18 protein-coding genes are annotated in these 18,380 nt (G+C 63.5%); 12 read left to right on the forward strand and 6 right to left on the reverse strand.

Annotation, left to right across the window (positions count from 1 at the left end):
• The 7 genes from FJ979_RS09100 to FJ979_RS09130 all read left to right on the forward strand — a co-directional run bounded on the left by FJ979_RS09100 (position 1) and on the right by FJ979_RS09130 (position 7,868).
• A complete protein-coding gene (locus FJ979_RS09100; RefSeq protein WP_140512801.1) occupies positions 1 to 825 on the forward strand; it encodes an ABC transporter permease in 825 nt (274 codons plus the stop codon).
• Entirely contained in the window at positions 825 to 2,480 is a 1,656-nt protein-coding gene (locus FJ979_RS09105; protein ID WP_140501254.1) for an ABC transporter ATP-binding protein, read from the forward strand. Before FJ979_RS09100 ends, FJ979_RS09105 begins: the two co-directional genes overlap by 1 nt.
• A 114-nt stretch (positions 2,481 to 2,594) precedes the next feature.
• Positions 2,595 to 4,178 carry an ABC transporter substrate-binding protein gene (locus FJ979_RS09110; RefSeq protein ID WP_140580627.1) on the forward strand — a complete coding sequence of 528 codons (1,584 nt, stop codon included), beginning with the start codon at positions 2,595 to 2,597 and terminating at the stop codon, positions 4,176 to 4,178.
• Between the two features lie 81 nt (positions 4,179 to 4,259).
• A complete protein-coding gene (locus tag FJ979_RS09115) occupies positions 4,260 to 5,099 on the forward strand; it encodes an alkaline phosphatase family protein (RefSeq protein ID WP_140580628.1) in 840 nt (279 codons plus the stop codon).
• A 126-nt stretch (positions 5,100 to 5,225) separates the two neighbouring features.
• On the forward strand, positions 5,226 to 5,792 hold the full coding sequence (locus FJ979_RS09120; RefSeq protein ID WP_140512795.1) for a sigma-70 family RNA polymerase sigma factor: 567 nt from the start codon (positions 5,226 to 5,228) through the stop codon (positions 5,790 to 5,792).
• Positions 5,789 to 6,457 (forward strand): anti-sigma factor, encoded by a 669-nt coding sequence (locus tag FJ979_RS09125; RefSeq protein ID WP_140501198.1) that lies wholly within the window; start codon positions 5,789 to 5,791, stop codon positions 6,455 to 6,457. The genes FJ979_RS09120 and FJ979_RS09125 overlap by 4 nt, the downstream gene beginning before the upstream one ends.
• Entirely contained in the window at positions 6,447 to 7,868 is a 1,422-nt protein-coding gene (locus FJ979_RS09130) for a S8 family serine peptidase (protein WP_140525608.1), read from the forward strand. Before FJ979_RS09125 ends, FJ979_RS09130 begins: the two co-directional genes overlap by 11 nt.
• A gap of 74 nt (positions 7,869 to 7,942) precedes the next feature.
• Here the strand turns inward: FJ979_RS09130 and FJ979_RS09135 are convergent, their stop codons facing one another.
• From FJ979_RS09135 to FJ979_RS09145, 3 genes are all read right to left on the reverse strand, one after another.
• Positions 7,943 to 9,289, reverse strand: coding sequence for an FAD-binding oxidoreductase (locus FJ979_RS09135; RefSeq protein WP_140501202.1), 1,347 nt, complete (start codon positions 9,287 to 9,289; stop codon positions 7,943 to 7,945).
• Positions 9,290 to 9,457: 168 nt separating this feature from the next.
• On the reverse strand, positions 9,458 to 10,480 hold the full coding sequence (locus tag FJ979_RS09140) for a substrate-binding domain-containing protein (RefSeq protein WP_140501204.1): 1,023 nt from the start codon (positions 10,478 to 10,480) through the stop codon (positions 9,458 to 9,460).
• Between the two features lie 16 nt (positions 10,481 to 10,496).
• Entirely contained in the window at positions 10,497 to 10,721 is a 225-nt protein-coding gene (locus tag FJ979_RS09145) for a hypothetical protein (protein WP_140501206.1), read from the reverse strand.
• A gap of 122 nt (positions 10,722 to 10,843) precedes the next feature.
• On the opposite strand from FJ979_RS09145, the gene FJ979_RS09150 reads away from it, so the two are divergent.
• The 5 genes from FJ979_RS09150 (at position 10,844) to ugpC (ending at position 17,439) form a co-directional block, all read left to right on the forward strand.
• Entirely contained in the window at positions 10,844 to 12,199 is a 1,356-nt protein-coding gene (locus FJ979_RS09150) for an ABC transporter substrate-binding protein (protein ID WP_140501208.1), read from the forward strand.
• A 263-nt stretch (positions 12,200 to 12,462) separates the two neighbouring features.
• Positions 12,463 to 13,476, forward strand: coding sequence for a sugar ABC transporter permease (locus FJ979_RS09155; protein WP_140501210.1), 1,014 nt, complete (start codon positions 12,463 to 12,465; stop codon positions 13,474 to 13,476).
• Position 13,477: 1 nt separating this feature from the next.
• Positions 13,478 to 14,632 carry a carbohydrate ABC transporter permease gene (locus FJ979_RS09160; protein WP_140501212.1) on the forward strand — a complete coding sequence of 385 codons (1,155 nt, stop codon included), beginning with the start codon at positions 13,478 to 13,480 and terminating at the stop codon, positions 14,630 to 14,632.
• A 4-nt stretch (positions 14,633 to 14,636) separates the two neighbouring features.
• Positions 14,637 to 16,301, forward strand: a complete 1,665-nt coding sequence (locus FJ979_RS09165; RefSeq protein WP_140567869.1) for an alpha-glucosidase — start codon at positions 14,637 to 14,639, stop codon at positions 16,299 to 16,301.
• A 25-nt stretch (positions 16,302 to 16,326) separates the two neighbouring features.
• Positions 16,327 to 17,439, forward strand: coding sequence for a sn-glycerol-3-phosphate ABC transporter ATP-binding protein UgpC (ugpC, locus tag FJ979_RS09170; RefSeq protein WP_140580630.1), 1,113 nt, complete (start codon positions 16,327 to 16,329; stop codon positions 17,437 to 17,439).
• Between the two features lie 87 nt (positions 17,440 to 17,526).
• Here ugpC and FJ979_RS09175 read toward each other — a convergent pair whose 3' ends face one another.
• From FJ979_RS09175 to FJ979_RS09185, 3 genes are all read right to left on the reverse strand, one after another.
• Positions 17,527 to 17,763 (reverse strand): DUF680 domain-containing protein, encoded by a 237-nt coding sequence (locus FJ979_RS09175; protein WP_140580632.1) that lies wholly within the window; start codon positions 17,761 to 17,763, stop codon positions 17,527 to 17,529.
• A 71-nt stretch (positions 17,764 to 17,834) separates the two neighbouring features.
• A complete protein-coding gene (locus FJ979_RS09180; protein WP_140580634.1) occupies positions 17,835 to 18,041 on the reverse strand; it encodes a DUF680 domain-containing protein in 207 nt (68 codons plus the stop codon).
• Between the two features lie 69 nt (positions 18,042 to 18,110).
• Positions 18,111 to 18,317 carry a DUF680 domain-containing protein gene (locus tag FJ979_RS09185; protein ID WP_140580636.1) on the reverse strand — a complete coding sequence of 69 codons (207 nt, stop codon included), beginning with the start codon at positions 18,315 to 18,317 and terminating at the stop codon, positions 18,111 to 18,113.
• Positions 18,318 to 18,380: the final 63 nt, after the last annotated feature.

Raw genomic sequence — 18,380 nt, forward strand, 5'->3', positions numbered from 1 at the left:
ATGCTCGACATCAAACGCATCCCCGTGCCCGCGCTGGTCGGCCTGGTGCTGACGGCCCTGTTCGTGCTGGCGGCCATCTTCGCGCCGTGGCTTGCGCCGCACGGCAATGGCGAGATCGTCGGCGACGTCTGGGAGCCGATGTCGGCGGCGCATTGGCTGGGCACCGACAACCTTGGCCGCGATCTGCTGTCGCGCATGATCTATGGTGCGCGCATCACCCTGTTCATCGCAGTGCTCGCCACGGCGTTGTCCTTCTCGCTTGGCGCCATTCTCGGCTTTTCGGCGGCGGTGTTCGGCGGCTGGTTCGACACGCTGCTGTCGCGCCTCGTCGATCTCCTGATGTCGATCCCGACGCTGATCATGGGGCTTGTCGTGCTCTCGGTGCTGCCGACAAACCTGGTGACGCTGATCCTGGTGATGGGCATTCTCGACTCGACCCGCGTCTACCGCCTGTCGCGTGCGGTGGCCGTCGACATCAACGTCATGGATTATGTCGAAGCCGCCAAGCTGCGCGGCGAAGGCAGCGCCTGGATCATCTTCCGCGAGATCCTGCCCAATGCGCTGTCGCCGCTGGTCTCGGAACTCGGCCTGCGCTTCATCTATGCCGTGCTGTTCCTGTCGACGCTCTCCTTTCTTGGCCTCGGCGTACAGCCGCCGGATGCCGACTGGGGCGGCATGGTCAAGGAAAACAAGGACGGCATCGTCTTCGGCATTGCCGCGGCGCTCATACCGGCGGCCGCGATCGCGGCGCTTGCGATCTCGGTCAATCTCGTCGCCGACTGGGTACTCAACCGCACGACAAGCCTGAAAGGAGGACGCGGATGATGGCCGACAGCAAAGCCAAATCCAGCCCGCTCCTCGATATCCGCAACCTGCGCATCGAGGCCATGGTCTACCCACCGGGCGAAGCGCCAAAGACCATCACGCTCGTCCATGACGTCTCGCTGACCCTGGAAAAGGGCAAGGTGCTCGGCCTGATCGGCGAATCCGGTGCCGGCAAGTCGACCATCGGCCTGTCTTCGATGGGTTATGGGCGCGGCGGCGTGCGCATCACCGGCGGCGAGGTACTCCTCAACGGCCGCGACATCCTCAAGGGCGGCAAGGAAGGTTTCCGCAGACTGCGCGGCCGCGAGGTCTGCTATGTCGCGCAGTCGGCGGCAGCGGCTTTCAACCCGGCGCACAGGCTGATGGACCAGGTCGTCGAAGCCACCCTCCTGCACGGCAGGGCGACGCGCGCGGAGGCCGAGAAACGCGCCGTCGCGCTGTTCAAGAAGCTGAGCCTGCCCAATCCCGAAACCATCGGCGAGCGTTTCCCGCACCAGGTCTCCGGAGGCCAGCTGCAGCGTGTGATGACGGCGATGGCGCTGTGCTCGGAACCGGACCTGATCGTCTTCGACGAGCCGACGACGGCGCTCGACGTGACGACGCAGATCGACGTGCTGTCGGCGATCAAGGACGCCATCCGCGACACGCATGTGGCCGCGCTCTATATCACCCACGACCTCGCCGTCGTCGCCCAGGTGTCGGACGAGATCATGGTGCTGCGCCACGGCCGGCTGGTCGAATGGGGCGGCACCCGCCAGATCATCAAGGAGCCGCGCCAGGAGTACACCAACGCTCTGGTGTCAGTGCACGAGATCGAACACGCCGAGCAGAAACCCGGCGTCTCGCCATTCCTGTCCGTGAAGAACGTCACCGCCGCTTATGGCGGCGGTCATGTCAAGGTGCTGAAGAACGTCTCCGTCGATATCTATCCCGGCCAGACGCTGGCGGTGGTCGGCGAGTCCGGCTCCGGCAAATCGACGCTGGCGCGCGCCATCACAGGGCTCCTGCCGCCCGAACAGGGCACGGTGACCTTCGACGGGCGCCCGCTTGCCAACCGACTTGCCGATCGGCCGAAGGAGGATCTGCGGCAGCTGCAGATGATCTACCAGATGGCCGACGTGGCCATGAACCCGCGCCAGACCGTCGGCACCATCATCGGCCGGCCGCTGGAGTTCTATTTCGGCATGCGGGGACGTGAGCGCGACCGGCGCGTCGCCGAATTGCTCGACGAGATCGAGATGGGCAAAGGCTTCCTCGACCGCTATCCGGCGGAGCTGTCGGGCGGCCAGAAGCAGCGCGTCTGCATCGCCCGCTCGCTCGCCGCCAAACCGAAGCTGATCATCTGCGACGAGGTGACCTCGGCGCTCGACCCGCTGGTGGCCAACGGCATTCTCAAGCTTTTGTTGAACCTGCAGCAGCACGAGAAGGTCGCATATCTCTTCATTACCCACGACCTTGCGACGGTAAGGTCGATCGCCGATTCGATCGCGGTGATGTATCGCGGCGAGGTGGTCCGTTACGGTTCCAAAAGCAAGGTGCTCACACCGCCTTTCGATGCCTATACCGACCTCCTGCTGTCCTCGGTTCCGGAAATGGAGATCGGCTGGCTGGAAAAGGCGATCAAGGGGCGACGCATGGCGAGCGCCGGGAACTAGCCAGCGGTTCGCCAGTCAAGGAGATGACGAACGTCATCCGGATGCAACACTGGAGGGCCAGACGTCCTTCGGACGGCATCGCCTGTGTGCGGTTGTTTCAAAAAGGGGTAGGACATGAAGACTGAACTCGACCATCTCGCTGAACTCGCCGGCCAAGGCCGGATGTCGCGGCGTGACTTTCTCGGGCGCACCGCGGCGCTGGGCATGTCGGCGGCGCTGGCAACGACGCTGGCCGGGAAAGCCTTCGCGCAGACGCCGGTCAAGGGCGGCATTCTCAAGGCCGGCCTGCAGGGCGGCGAATCGACCAACAGCCTCGATCCGGCGCTGAACCTCAGCCAGGTCACCTTCAGCTTCGGCAAGCAGTGGGGCGAATATCTGGTTCGCCTCACCCCCGACAACAGGTTGGTCAACCTGATCGCCGAGGACATCGGCGCTTCCCCGGATGCCAAGACCTGGACGATCAAGATCCGCGACGGCATCGAGTTCCACAATGGCAAGACGGTCGGCGCGGAGGATGTCGCGGCCACCATCGAGCGCCACGCCGACGAGAAGTCGAAGTCGGGCGCACTCGGCATTCTCAAGAACATCAAGGGCATCAAGGCCAACGGCAAGGAGGTCGTCGTCACGCTTGCCGACGCCGATGCCGACTTCCCCTATCTGATGGCCGACTATCATCTCGTCATCCAGCCCAATGGCGGCAAGGACGATCCGAACGCGGGCATCAGCGCCGGCCCCTATAAGGTGACCGTCAACCAGCCCGGCGTGCGCCATGGCGGCGAGCGCTTCGCCAATTACTGGCAGGGCGACAAGGCGGGCCATGCCGACCAGGTCGAGATCGTCGTCATCAACGATGCGACGGCGCGGCTGGCGGCCCTGCAAGGCGGCCAGGTGCACATGATCAATCGCGTCGAGCCGAAGGTGGTCGATCTCGTCAAGCGCATCCCCGGCGTCAGCATCGAGAACGTTTCGGGCAAGGGCTATTACCCGTTCAACATGTTCTGCGACACCGCGCCCTTCGACAACGGCGATCTCAGGATGGCGCTCAAGCTCGCCATGGACCGCGACGAGATGCTGGAAAAGATCCTGCGCGGCTACGGTTCGGTCGGCAATGACTTCCCGATCAACGAGGCCTATCCGCTGTTTTCGGCCATCGAACAGCGCAAGTTCGACCCGGAAAAGGCTGCAGCGCTCTACAAGAAGTCGGGCCACAGCGGCTCGATCCTGCTGCGCACCTCCGACGTCGCCTTCCCCGGGGCCGTCGATGCGGCACAGCTCTATCAGCAGAGCGCCGCCAAGGCAGGCATCAAGATCGAGATCAAGCGCGAGCCTGGCGACGGCTATTGGTCGGAGGTCTGGAACAAGCAGCCTTTCTCGCTGTCTTACTGGGGCGGGCGTGCCACGCAGGACCAGATGTATTCCACCGGCTATGTGTCGAACGCCGACTGGAACGACACGCGTTTCAAGCGGCCCGAGTTCGACAAGATGCTGTTTGCAGCGCGCGGCGAGCTCGACCAGGACAAGCGCAAGGCGATCTATCACGACATGGCCGTGCTGATGCGCGACGAAGGCGGATTGATCGTGCCTTTCTTCAACCAGTTCATCGACGCCGCCACCAACAAGATCGGCGGCTTCGCCAAGAGCCCGATCGGCGAGATGATGGACGGCTACGCGCTCGCCGAATGCTGGCTGAACGCCTGACATCAAGTTCCCGCCGAAAGCGCCGCGTGTCCGTGCGACACGTGGCGTGCTCGTTCCCCCGACAATCGCATGGAGCAGCTCGTGGCGCTCAAGACCAAACTGTTGCTGATCATCCTCGACGGCGTGCCTTACCGGAACTGGCGCCGGCTGATGGGCAACCTCGAAGGCTGGGTGCAGTCGGGCGAAGCGCGGGTATGGAGGATGCGCTCGGTGCTGCCGTCGACCTCGGCCTGCTGTTATGCTTCGATCCACACCGGGGTGCCGCCGCAGGCGCATGGCATTCTTTCCAACGAGAACCGCTTCCGCGTCAGCCAGCCCGACATCTTCTCGGAGGTCACCAGGGCCGGGGGAATAACCGGCGCGGTCACCCATTCCTACTGGTCGGAGTTCTTCCGTTCCTACCCGTTCGACCTCGTCGAGGACATGGAGTATGACGAGCCGGGCGGGCCGATCACGCATGGCCGCTTCCACACCATGACCGGCTACAACGCGCGCAACCAGATGACGCCGAGCGACGTCGACCTGTTCGCCACGCTGACCATGCTGAGCAGCCGCCACGGCATCGACTACGGCATCCTGCACACTTGCACGCTGGACTCGATGGGCCACCGTTTCGGCCATGACTGTCACGAGATGGACCATGCCTGCTACGCGATGGACGGCATGCTGGCCGCTTTCCTGCCGCGCTGGCGCGACGCCGGCTATGAAGTGATCGTCACCGCCGATCACGGCCAGACCGACCGCGGCCACCATGGCGGCCATGATGAGGAGATGCAGGATTTCGCGCTGTATTATTTCGGCGCCGGCAAGGGACCGGATGCCGACACACTGCTCGACCAGCTGCAGCTGGCGCCGACGGTTCTAAGCCGACTGGGGGTGTCGGTGCCGGCGACGATGAAGGCGAAGCCTTTCCTGAGCTAGCTTCCCCTTCACCCACTGGCAAGGCTCATCTTCTTCGGTTAGCCTCCGCAAATTCCTTGGCGGAGGATGAACCTTTTTGAGCCGATCAGCGACAGAGCAGGCAGGAGCCAGGCGGCTCGATCGGTCATGACCGGCGCGATGGAGACCGATCGCGCGCTTGTCGAGCGGGTCGCGAAGGGCGACCGGGCCGCCGTGCGGCTCCTGTTCATGCGCCACCACGCGCGGATATACCGCTTCGTGGCGCGCCAGACGGGATCGGAAATGATGGCTGACGACATCGCGAACGAGGTGTTCCTCGAACTGTGGCGCCAGGCGCCGGGTTTCGAGGGACGTTCCGAAGTCTCGACATGGCTGCTCGGCATCGCCCGCTTCAAGGCGCTGTCCCTGTTGCGCAAGAAAAAGGAAGACTGGATCGACGACGAGGCCGCAGCCGCGGTGCCCGACGGCGCCGATACGCCCGAGATCGTTGCCATGAAGGAGGACAAGAGCACTGCCTTGCGCCGCTTCATCGATGCCTTGCCGCGCGAGCATCGCGTGGTCATCGATCTCGCCTATTATCAGGGGCAATCGGTGACCGAGATCGGCGAGGTGCTCGACATCCCGGTCGCGACCGTCAAGACCCGCATGTTTTATGCCCGCAAGAAACTCGGCGAAGCCCTCAAGGCCGCCGGTTACGACAGGGGGTGGCCATGAGCGCCGCTGAAAAGATGTCGCGCCGCGACGAAATGGAAACGTTGCTGCCGTTCTACCTGAACGGTTCGCTGGAAGGCTCGGAACTGGAGGCCGTCGAGGAATGGCTGGCCAGCGATCCGACGGCGATGGCCGCCCTTGGCGAGGCGGAGGCTGAATTCTCCAGCACCGCGGCCGCCAATGAGGCGATCCGTCCGCCGGCCGATGCGCTGAGCCGCTTTTCCAGGGCGCTCGATGCCGAGGCTGGCCCGGCGCGCGCCGCCGCCGGTTCGTCCTGGCTGGCGCAGGCCTGGAGCCGCTTCATGGCGCTGCCGGTCGGCGTCGCCTGGGCGGCGGCCGCGGCTCTGCTGGCGCTGGTCATGGTGCAGTCGTTCGTGCAGCCCGGCGGCAAGGGCGGCAATTTCGAGATCGCGGGCGCGCAGGACGAGATGGCGAAGATGCCGTTCGCCCTGGTCAAGTTCAGGCCCGACGCGAAAATGTCCGACATCGCCGCCTTTCTCGGCAGCAGCGGACTGAAGATCCTGGACGGACCGACCGCCGAGGGCGTGTTCCGGCTCGGCATTCCGGCCGCCAACGCGGCCGACTACACCAGGCAACTCGGCCTTGTTGCCGCCCAGCCTTTCACCGACACCGTGATCGAGGGAAGGAAACCGGCCGATGGCGGCTGAGGCGGTCATTCGATTTGCGGCAATCCTTGCGGCGGCGATGACGATCGCCATCGGGCCTGCGTCGGCGCAGGGCAACGACGCCAATGCCGACCGAAAGATCGACTGCCGCGACGGCACCGATGCGGCAGGCGCCGACTGTGGCAAGGACGGCGGCGACAGCGGCAGCGCGGCCGGTGCCGTGTTTCTTCCCGCCCTGATCGTCGACCTGTTCCCCAATCCGGCCGCTCCCGCGGCACCGGTGCCGACGCCACGGCCGGACCCGGCGGCGCCGCCCGCCGGCACGCAGGCCGGACCGCCTTCGGGCGGGCCGATCGTCTCGCCAAGCGATCTCATCGCCGTTCAGCCGCCACGCGCCGTGGCCGGCGATTTCGTGCCCGACGAGGTGCTGGTGACCGTCGATGGCGATGCGGGCGCCGTGCAGCAGATCGCCGCTTCCTTCGGCCTCGATGTGCGCTCGCAGCGGCAATCATTTTTGCTCGGCACCACGCTTGTGCGCTTCGGCATTCCCGACCGCCGCCCCGTCGGCGTGGTGCTGGCGCAGCTTGCCGCCGACAGCCGCACGCAGCGGCGTGAGCCCAACCATATCTATTCGCTTCAGCAGGCGGCGGGCATCGTCAACTATGCGTTCGAGCGCATCGCGCTGGAACCCAGCCAGGCGAGCGGCGAGAACGTCCGCGTCGCGGTAATCGATACCGGCATCGACGACACCAATCCGACGCTGGCCGGGGTCATCGCCGGCCAGTTCGACGCCATGCCCGACGTGCCGGTCGAAAAGCGCGACCACGGCACTTCGGTCGATGGGCTGATCGCCGGCGTCGGCGCGCTCAAGGGCATGGCGCCCGGCGCCAGGATCTATCACGCACGTGCCTTCGAAGGCGGCAAGTCGACAATGGACGTCATCCTTGCTGCGCTCGACTGGGCGGCCGAGCAGGACGTGCGCATCATCAATATGAGTTTCGTCGGTCCGAAGAACGACCTGCTCGGCATCGCCTGCCGCAATGCACGCGCGCTCGGCATGGTTCTTGTCGCCGCCGCCGGCAACAACGGGCCCAAGGCGCCCTATGGCTACCCGGCCGCCTTCGACGGCGTCATCGCGGTGACCGCCACCGACGCCAGGGATGGGCTAATGCCGCAGGCCAATCGCGGCGCCTATGTCTTCATCTCGGCGCCGGGCGTCGAGATGGTGGCGCCGAGCGGAGCCGGCTCGGATGTCGTCACCGGCACATCGTTCGCCGCCGCGATCGTCTCGGGCGCCATTGCCAATCTCATCCACGCCGCGCCGGACCGCTCGGCCGACGCCATCGAAAAGGCGCTGGCCGCAACGGCCCGGGATCTCGGTTCGAAAGGGCGGGACGATGACTTCGGCTACGGGCTGCTGGACATCAAGGCCGCCGAGACGGCGAAGGAATGATCCTTGGCAACATGCTCCTAAATTCAGTCGGCTATTTGCGATGGCCGAGACGGGACGAATGCTGGACTAAACATCTAGAGGGCCGGACCCAACCGAACGGCGCTTCCATCATAGAAGCGTGACAGCCGAAAGCGGCTGAGATCATGCCCACTCGCGTTACCCTGAATCAGGTCGGAAACGACGCGACCGATTCCAGGTCCGATACCGAAGCCGTGACCACTCATTCCCGTGGCCACGAAAAGACCGACGACTGCCCGGGCGTGATCCACGACGGGGACGACATCGGGCATGGCGTCAATCATGCCTCCCCAGCCTGCCTTCAAGCGAACTGTTTCGAACTGTGGAAAAAGGCGTCTGAAATTGCGCTCTACAGAACGGAGGCCGGAGCGTTCAGCGGCCGGGTTGAGCACCCGCATTCTTTCGAAAGGACTCTGGGAATCCGGGGTCCAATCGCGCGGGGTCGACCAGCTATCAGGGTAACCCGATGGAGCGCACGGAAAGTAGCGGGTTCCGAGCGGATTGGCCATGAGGGCGGGAAGATACTTGGTGGCGTGCCGGAATGCGTCAGGTCCCAGGTAAAGCAAATTACTGCCTCCCGGGGCGAGCGTGTATCCGCCATCCTGTCGGCGCCTGAAAGCGATGTGTTCGTCCGCTGCCGCACCTGCATAGATTTCAGGCATAGGCTCCGTTGCGGCTACGGTTACCCTGACGCTGAGTTGGGGGATGGAGACGCCGTGTCTTCTCAGGAACAGCGACGACCAGGCGCCGCCCGCGACCAGTACGCTGGAGGTTTCAATGTATCCCGCCTCGGTCCACACTCCTCTGATCCTGCCAGCTGAGATTTCGAGGGTTCGCGCTGCGCAATTCTCTATGATCTTGGCGCCTTTTCGGACGGCAAGACGAGCAAGCGCAGGCACCGCCAACCAAGGCTCCGCACGCATGTCGGAGGGCGTCGTCATCGCGCCCTTGAACTTGCGCGACATGCCCTTGATGAGTTTCGCGGTTTCGTCTGCGTCCAGGAGGCGAGTGTCGAGCCCATGGATCGCGGCGATCTTCATGAATTCTTCGAAACCGGCCATGTCCTTGTCGGAGTTCGCCAGATAGGTCACACCTGTCTGGTCCAGCCCGATGTCTTCGCCGCATTCCTCAGCCAGTTGCCGCCATAGGCGAAAAGCCTCGATGACAATTGGCAGTTCATCTGCGTCGCGCCCCTGCTTTCGAATCCAGCCCCAATTTCGGGACGATTGTTCGGCCGCAACGCGGCCTTTTTCCAGCAGCGTGACCGGAATGTTCCGCTCCGCCAGGAAAAGAGCCGTCGTTACGCCGATAATGCCGCCACCAATGATGACCACCTCCGAACGCTTCGGCGGTGGGCCAGGATGTTGGATTGGATCCATTTCGGAGAACGGGAATATGGGCAAGTGGGCATCCAGGAGGGCTGGTTGATGGCTTCGGCTTACTGGTTGCCACCCTCTAAAAGCCAAAGCAAGCGCGGTGCAGGCAGACCACTATCCATGACACTGCAATCGATCTTCCGGCAACGCCCGCAAGCGGTCGAACTCGGCCCCTCGGAGCGATTGGCTCTAACCCTAGGCAGGCGCTCCGGCAACCGACCCCCTGATCACCAGGTCGACCGGCCAGACCTCGCCGCGCGGGCCCTCTTCCAGGCCCGATATCCGTGCGGCCAGACGCTCGGCGATGCGGGCGCCGGCGAGCCGGATCGAGGAGCGCGTCGTCGACAGCGGTACGGAGAAATTCTCCGGCTTCAGCCATGGGAAGACGTCGTCATGTGCAATTAATGAGATGTCGCCGGGGATGCTCAGGCCGAGGTCGCGCACGGCGCGCACGACGCCGAGCGCCATGATCAGGCTGGAGCAGGCGATCGCGGTCGGCGCGCCGTCCTGTTCGAGCAGGCGCCGGGCGGCGCGATAGCCGTTCTCCTCGGTCATGGCAACGGAGCAGACATGGCGGTCGCCCAAGGTCAGGCCGCTCGCGGCGAGCGCCCGGCGCACGCCTCGCTCGCGATGCACGGCGAAGGTTTCGCGGTCATCGCCATTAATCAGCGCCAGCCGCCGGTGGCCGAGCTGGACGAGCAGTCGCGCCGCCTCGTGAAAGGCGCCCTCATTGTCGATGTCGAGATAGGGATAGTCGAAATCGAAACCTTCGCTGCGGCCATGGATGATGAAGGGTATACCGAGCGTGTTGACCAGCGCCACACGCCGATCGGCCGGCGTCGGCGAGGAGATGTAGACGGCGTCGACCTGGCGGTTGGCGACGATGCGCCGGTAAGTCGTCTCCTGGTCGTCGGCGTCGGCGGGAGACAGCACCAGGTCGAGCTCGTGCGAGCGCGCATAGTCGCCAAGACCGGACAGGAATTCGACGAAGTGCGGGTCGATGTCGACGGCAGCACCCGTCGGCAAGACATAGCCGATCATGCCGGACTTGCCGGTCGCAAGCCGGCGTGCGCTCGGATTGGGGCGATAGCCATGGCGCTTGGCGGCGTCCATGACGCGCCGGCGCGTCTCTTCGTTGACCTCGGGATAGCCGTTCAGCGCCCGGCTTACCGTGGTCTGCGAAAGCGCCAGCATGTGCGCGAGTTGCTTCAGGTTCACGAGAGGCCTCCATGCCTCAAAGCGCTTTTAAATTGAATCGACCCAAGCCCTGCGGCAGGCCCGTCATATCATGGCGACCATAGGCAGGCTTGGTGCAGGTTTGAAACATAAATTGCTGCTGCACTGCCAAAAAAGCATGCTGCAGCGCGATTTTCCAGGCGCCAGACTCCGGAATTAAATCGATTAAGTTAGCACGCCTCTTGACTTCTGGACGATTCAATGGCGAGATCGAAATAGCCAAAGCGCTTTGGAAGACTCTTCGAAAGGTTGCGGTTCCTTTCCGACTGAGTCACAGTCCTGCGGCGTCGGCGGGCGGAATGGAGGTTCCGTCCGGTGTTTGTGACCCACTGGGAGGGAATACCGATGAAGAAAATGCTTTTGCTGGGCGCCGCGCTTGCCGTGCTCGCCCTCGGCGCGCCCGCGCAGGCCGAACTGAAATTCAAGCCGGGCGACGACAAGCGTTTCAACTGGGCAAACTACGAAGAGCTCAAGAAAGTCGACCTCAAGGGGGAGACCCTGTCGATCTTCGGGCCATGGCGCGGCGAGGACGAGACCCTGGTGCGCGGCGTACTCGATTATTTCTCGGAAGCCACCGGCGCCGAGATCAAATATTCCTCCTCGGAAAATTACGAGCAGCAGATCGTCATCGACACGCAGGCCGGCAGCCCGCCCAACATCGCCGTTCTGCCGCAACCCGGCCTGATCCAGGACCTTGCTTCCAAGGGTCTCTTGACGCCGCTCGGCGACGATACCGCCAAATGGGTCAAGGACAATTACGGCGCCGGCCAGTCATGGGTCGACCTCGGCACCTTCAAGGACAAGGACGGTAAGCCGGGCTTCTTCGCCTTCCCCTACAAGGCCGACGTGAAGTCGCTGGTCTGGTACTCGCCGGACAATTTCGAGGAAGCCGGCTACAAGGTGCCGAAGACGCAGGAAGAACTCGCCGATCTCGAGAAGAAGATTATCGCCGACGGCGGCACGCCGTGGTGCATCGGGCTCGGCTCGGGCGGCGCCACCGGCTGGCCGGCGACGGACTGGGTGGAAGACCTGATGCTGCGCACGCAGTCTCCGGAAACCTACGACAAATGGGTCAAGAACGAGATCCCCTTCAACGACCCGGCCGTGGTCAATGCAATCGACATCTTCGGCAAGATCGCGACCGACGACAAGATGGTCGATGGCGGCGCCAAGGCGGTCGCGGCGACCGATTTCCGCGACAGCCCCAAGGGCCTCTTCGCGGTGCCGCCGAAATGCTACCTGCACCATCAGGCGTCGTTCATCCCGACTTTCTTCCCGGAAGGCACGAAAATCGGCCAGGACGCGGACTTCTTCTACTTTCCGCCCTATGCGTCCAAGCCCGAACTCGGCACTCCCGTGCTCGGCGCCGGAACGCTGGCGATGATCACCAAGGACTCGAAGGCCGCCCGCGCGTTCATCGAATTCCTTAAGATGCCGCTGGCCCATGAGATCTGGATGGCCGAAGGCGGTTTCGTGACGCCGTTCAAGGCGGTCAACAAGGATGCCTATGCCAGCGATGCGCTGCGCAAGCAGGGCGAGATCCTGGCCAATGCCTCGACTTTCCGTTTCGACGGGTCGGACTTGATGCCGGGCAAGATCGGCGCCGGCGCCTTCTGGACCGGCATGATCGACCTGGTCGGCGGCAAGTCGGCGCAGGACGTCGCCACCGACATCCAGAAGAGCTGGGACGCGATCAAGTAAGAGCCGCACCCGCGGAGGCCTAGGCTTCCACCTCCCGAGCGGATCCGGGCCAGTTGGCCCGGATCCGACCGGCCCCATCGCAACATCCCAGCCCGGCCAACCGGGACGGGTCAGATCCAGTCGTGACAGCGTAGACATTCCGGCATGCGGCGGGCACGGAGCCACACGCTTCCCTGCCTGCCCGCGCTCAACAACGAGATCGGCGCGCGGCGCAATCGCAAGGATCGTTTCCATCCTGGCGGGTCGTGCAGGGAGAGGGACCCATGGCGGCTCAGATTTTCTCGGCCATATTCGTCATCATCATCGGCGTCGGCGGCTGCGTCGCCTATTTCTGGGGCGCCAACAAACTGCTCGATGTCACCTTTCCCTCGCGCGGCGTCTCGGGTGCCGCCGCCGTCGACAATCTGCGCCGGCAAGGGCTGATCCGGCCCTGGCTGTTCGTCGGTCCGGCGATGATCATCCTGACCATCTATCTCATCTATCCGGTGGTCGAGACGCTGCGGCTGTCCTTCCTCGATCGCGGCGGCGCCAATTTCGTCGGCCTGGCCAATTATCAATGGGCTTTCGGCGACCGCGAGTTTCGCAATTCGATCCTCAACAATGTGCTCTGGCTGGCCGTAGTGCCCGCCGCCTGTACCTTCCTTGGCCTGATCATCGCCGTGCTTACCGACAAGATCTGGTGGGGCACGATCGCCAAGAGCCTGATCTTCCTGCCGCTGGCGATCTCCTTCGTCGGCGCCAGCGTCATCTGGAAATTCATTTATGAGTATCGCGGCGAAGGCCAGACGCAGATCGGAATCCTGAACGCCATCATCCAGCATTTCGGCGGCCAGCCGCAGGTCTGGATATCGCTGCCGTTCTGGAACAATTTCTTCCTGATGGTGATCCTGATCTGGATCCAGACCGGCTTTGCCATGGTCATCCTGTCTTCGGCGCTGCGCGGCATTCCGGAAGAGACGCTGGAAGCCGCCGTCATCGACGGTGCCAATCCGTTCCAGATCTTCTGGAAAATCATGGTGCCGCAGATTTGGGGCACCATCGCCGTGGTCTGGACCACAATCACCATCCTGGTGCTCAAGGTATTCGACATTGTCCTGACCATGACCAACGGCCAATGGAACAGCCAGGTGCTGGCCAATCTGATGTTCGACTGGATGTTCCGTGGCGGCGGTGATTTCGGCCGCGGCGCGACAATCGCCATCATCATCATGATCGCGGTCATTCCGATCATGGTCTGGAACATACGCCAGGCCAACAAAGAGACGGGAGGACATTGAGATGACCGTCGCGACCGGAAACTCCTTCGCCAGCCGCTTCGGCGTTCACATCGCCGTGCTGGTCTTCGTTGCGATCTGGACCATGCCGACGCTCGGCATCCTGGTATCGTCGCTGCGCGACAAGGACCAGATCATCGCCTCGGGCTGGTGGAACTCGTTCGCAAGTTCGACCCAGACCGAAGCTGGACGCCTGCCGCCCGCCTCGGCGCAGGTCGAGAAGGACGGCAAGTTCGTCCTCCAGGGCAACATTTTCGGCGATGGCGCCAAGCGCGAGATCAGCGCCTTCGGCGTCAAGTCGGCGGCACCGACACAATATCCGGCCGGCACATCGGCCGATCTCGGCGATGGCGTTACCTTGCAGCTCAATGCCGACGGCAGCTTCGTCATGACCTCGCCCAAGGCGTTCGAGGGCGACCGCGGCCAGCGCGTCTACTATGCCTCCTCGGCGCCGCCGAAATTCACCACCGACAATTACAGGACCGTGCTGTTTTCGGAAGGCATCGGCCGCTCCTTCATGAACTCGCTGACCGTCACTATCCCGGCGACCGTCATCCCGATCCTCATCGCCGCCTTTGCGGCTTACGCTCTGGCCTGGATGCGCTTTCCCGGGCGCGCGCTTCTGATCGCGGTCATCATCGGCCTGCTGGTGGTGCCGCTGCAGATGTCGCTGATCCCGCTGTTGAAGCTCTATAACGGCGTCGGCGCCTTCTTCGGCGTGCCCTCCAAGACCTATCTCGGCATCTGGCTGGCGCATACCGGCTTCGGACTGCCCTTCGCCATCTACCTCTTGCGGAGCTACATTGCCGGCCTGCCGCGCGAGATCATGGAATCGGCGCGCATCGACGGCGCCAGCGATTTCGAGATATTCGTCAAGATCGTGCTGCCGCTGTCATTTCCCGTGCTGGCGTCCTTCGCCATCTTCCAATTCCTGTGGGTATGGAACGATCTCCTGGTGGCGATGGTTTTCCTTGGCACGGAGGCGGATCAGATCGTGCTGACCGCCAAGCTCAATGCCTTGCTCGGCTCGCGTGGCGGCGACTGGGAGATCCTGACGACGTCGGCTTTCGTGACCATCATCGTGCCGCTGATCGTGTTCTTCTCTTTGCAGCGCTATTTCGTCCGCGGGCTGCTCGCAGGCTCGGTGAAAGGAGGCTGAAACCATGCAATCCGCTTTGAAAGCCAGTTCGAGGCCCGATCTCGCCGTCGATAGCGACTGGTGGCGAGGTGCCGTGATCTACCAGATCTATCCGCGCAGCTACCAGGACTCGAATGGCGACGGCATCGGCGACCTCAAGGGGATCATCGGGCGGCTGCCCTATATCGCCGCGCTCGGCGCGGACGCCATCTGGATCTCGCCCTTCTTCAAATCGCCGATGAAGGATTTCGGCTACGACGTCTCGGATTACTGCGACGTCGACCCGATGTTCGGCACGCTGGCCGATTTCGACGCGCTGACGGCGGAGGCGCACAGGCTGGGGCTGAAAGTGATGATCGACGAGGTGCTGTCGCACACCGCCGACATCCATCCCTGGTTCAGGGAAAGCCGATCGAACCGCAGTAATCCGAAAGCCGACTGGTACGTCTGGGCCGATCCCAGGCCGGACGGCACGCCGCCCAACAACTGGCTGTCGATCTTCGGCGGATCGGCCTGGCAATGGGACACCAGCCGCCAGCAATATTACCTGCACAACTTTCTCGCGGAACAGCCGGACCTCAATTTCCACAACGGCGAAGTCCAGGACGCGCTGCTCGACGTCACCCGCTTCTGGCTGGAGCGCGGTGTCGACGGGTTCCGCCTCGACACCATCAATTTCTACTTCCACAGCCAGGGGCTGGAAAACAACCCGCCGCTGCCGCCGGAGCAGCGCAACGACCAGACCGCACCCGCGGTCAATCCCTACAACTACCAAGACCACATCTACGACAAGAGCCGTCCGGAGAACCTCGGCTTCCTCGAACGCTTCCGCGCCCTGCTCGACGAATATCCGGCAACGGCCGCGGTCGGCGAGGTCGGCGATTCACAGCGCGGACTGGACGTTGTCGCGGCCTATACAGCCGGCGGCAAGCGCGTGCACATGTGCTATTCCTTCGACTTCCTGGCGCCGGAAAAGATCAGCGCCGCCAAGGTCCGTTCGGTGCTGGAAACCTTCGGCAAGGTTGCCAGCGACGGCTGGTCGTGTTGGGCCTTCTCCAACCATGACGTGATGCGCCCGGCCTCGCGCTGGGCCGCCAACGAAGCCGACCCGACCGCCTATCTCAAGGTTATCTCGGCATTGCTGATGTCCTTGCGCGGCTCGGTCTGCATCTATCAGGGCGAGGAACTGGGGCTCGGCGAAGCCGAATTGCGGTTCGAGGATCTGCAAGATCCCTACGGCATCCGCTTCTGGCCGGAATTCAAGGGCCGCGACGGCTGCCGCACGCCGATGGTGTGGGACGGCAGCGCCAGGAACGGCGGCTTCTCCCAGGCAAAGCCGTGGTTGCCGGTGCCGGCCAAGCACCTGTCGCAAGCCGTCAATGTCCAGCAAGGCGACGAGCATTCGCTGCTCGAACACTACCGACGCTTTCTCGGCTTCCGCCGTGCCCATCCGGCGTTGGCCAAGGGCGATATCAATTTCATCGAAAGCCAGGGCGACACTGTCGCCTTCACGCGCCGCGCGGGCAACGAGCAGATCGTCTGCGTCTTCAACCTGGGATCCGGGCCAGCGGAGGTTGACCTTGGCGGTCGATCGCTGCAACCTTTGCCCGGACACGGATTTTCGGGACAGCAGAGCTCCGGCTCCATCCGCCTCGGCGGCTACGGCGCCTGGTTCGGGCGCATCGACTGAATTCTAGGGACCACTGGAGGGAAACATGGCCGATGTCACGCTGAGGCAAGTGAAGAAATCATACGGCAATCTCAACATTCTGCACGGCATCGACCTCGACATCAAATCGGGCGAGTTCATCGTCTTCGTCGGGCCGTCGGGTTGCGGCAAGTCGACATTGCTGCGCTCGATAGCAGGGCTCGAGGAGATCACCTCGGGCGAGCTCAGAATAGCCGGCGAGGTGGTCAACGACGTGCCGCCGTCGAAACGCGGCATCGCCATGGTGTTCCAGTCCTACGCGCTCTATCCGCATATGACGGTCTACGACAACATGGCGTTTTCGATGAAGATCGGCAAGGAAAGCAAGGCCGAGATAGACAAGCGCGTGCGCCAGGCGGCAGAGATCCTGCAGCTGACCAACTATCTCGACCGCCTGCCCAAGGCGATGTCGGGCGGCCAGCGCCAGCGCGTGGCCATCGGCCGCGCCATCGTGCGCAACCCGAAGGTGTTCCTGTTCGACGAACCGCTGTCGAACCTCGACGCCGCGCTGCGCGTCGCCACCCGCATCGAGATCGCCAAGCTCAAGGAATCGATGCCCAACACCACCATGATCTATGTCACCCACGACCAGGTCGAGGCGATGACGCTGGCCGACCGCATCGTGGTGCTGAAGGAGGGCCATATCGAGCAGGTCGGCACGCCGATGGAACTCTACAAGAAACCCGGCAATCTGTTCGTTGCTCAGTTCATCGGCTCGCCGGCCATGAACATCCTGCCGGCGACCATCGACAAATCGGGCAATCCGACCGTCATCAGTCATGTCGGCGGCCGCAAGGCTACGGTGCCGATCGCGACGCCGGCCTCGGCCAAGGGCGCGTCGGTGAGCTTCGGCGTGCGGCCGGAGGACCTGACGATCGCCGGCGGCACGGACTATCTGTTCGAAGGAACGGTGGATTATGTCGAGCAGCTCGGCGAGGTGCAACTCGTCTATGTCGACATCGGCCGCGCCGACCTGCCGCTGGTGACCAAGCTGCCGGGCAATGTCGAGGTCAAGCGCGGGACGACGCTGCGGCTGAGCGCCGACGCCGGAGACCTTCATATCTTCGACGCGGATGGCCGATCCTTCGCGCTGCACGAGACGGAAGCGAAAGCGGCCTGAGAGCAGGCCATGAATTAATTGCCGGTCACGCAAAAACAGGAGCGGCGGGCAAAGCCCGCCGCTCCTGTCTGGTGTCAGCTTCGGCTGTTAGTGGCCGAAGAGATTCCGGTCACTGCCCTGAGGGGCGGACTTGTGTGCATCGCCCGACGAATTGAGCAGCTTGTAGACGGGCGAGCCGCTGTCGCGGATCGAAGCCGTGTGCGCATTGTCGACCGAGGTGACGGCAGGCTGGTTGGCGCCATTGGAGCCATAGTTGTCGCTGCTGGCGAAAGCGCTGCCCGAAACGGCCAGGACGGCGGCGGCAGCAAGGATGATCTTTTTCATTTCAAGTCTCCTGAATTCTCAAATTCCACCGCAGAGGCGGGCTTGCCCGCCATCTGCTGCAGGATCGGCTGTTAGTTGTTGCCGAAGAGGTTATGGTCGGCACCCTGAACAGGTGCCTGGGCAGCCGGAGCCGACGTCTTGGTCGAAGCGGTGTATGAGCTGTCCGTCGAAGTGGCCGCGGGCTGGTTGGCGCCATTGGAGCCATAGTTGTCGCTGCCGGCAAAAGCGCTGCCCGAAACCGCCAGGACGGCGGCGGCAGCAAGGACGATCTTCTTCATTTCAAGTCTCCTGAATTCTCAAATTTCGCCAGGACGGCGGAAGGCCCGCCGTCAACTGGAGATCGGCTGTTAGTTGTTGCCGAAGAGGTTGCGATCGGCACCCTGAACAGGCGTCTGGGCAGCCGGCGTCGACTTCTGGACCGAAGCCGTGTGCGCGTTGTCGACCGAGGTGACAGCAGGTTGGTTGGCGCCATTGGAGCCATAGTTGTCGCTGCCGGCAAAAGCGCTGCCCGAAACGGCCAGGACGGCGGCGGCAGCAAGAACGATCTTCTTCATTTCAAGTCTCCTGAATTCTCAAATTTCGCCAGGACGGCGGAAGGCCCGCCGTCAACTGGAGAT

The sequence above is a fragment of the Mesorhizobium sp. B1-1-6 genome, assembly GCF_006443035.1.
Lineage (GTDB): Bacteria > Pseudomonadota > Alphaproteobacteria > Rhizobiales > Rhizobiaceae > Mesorhizobium.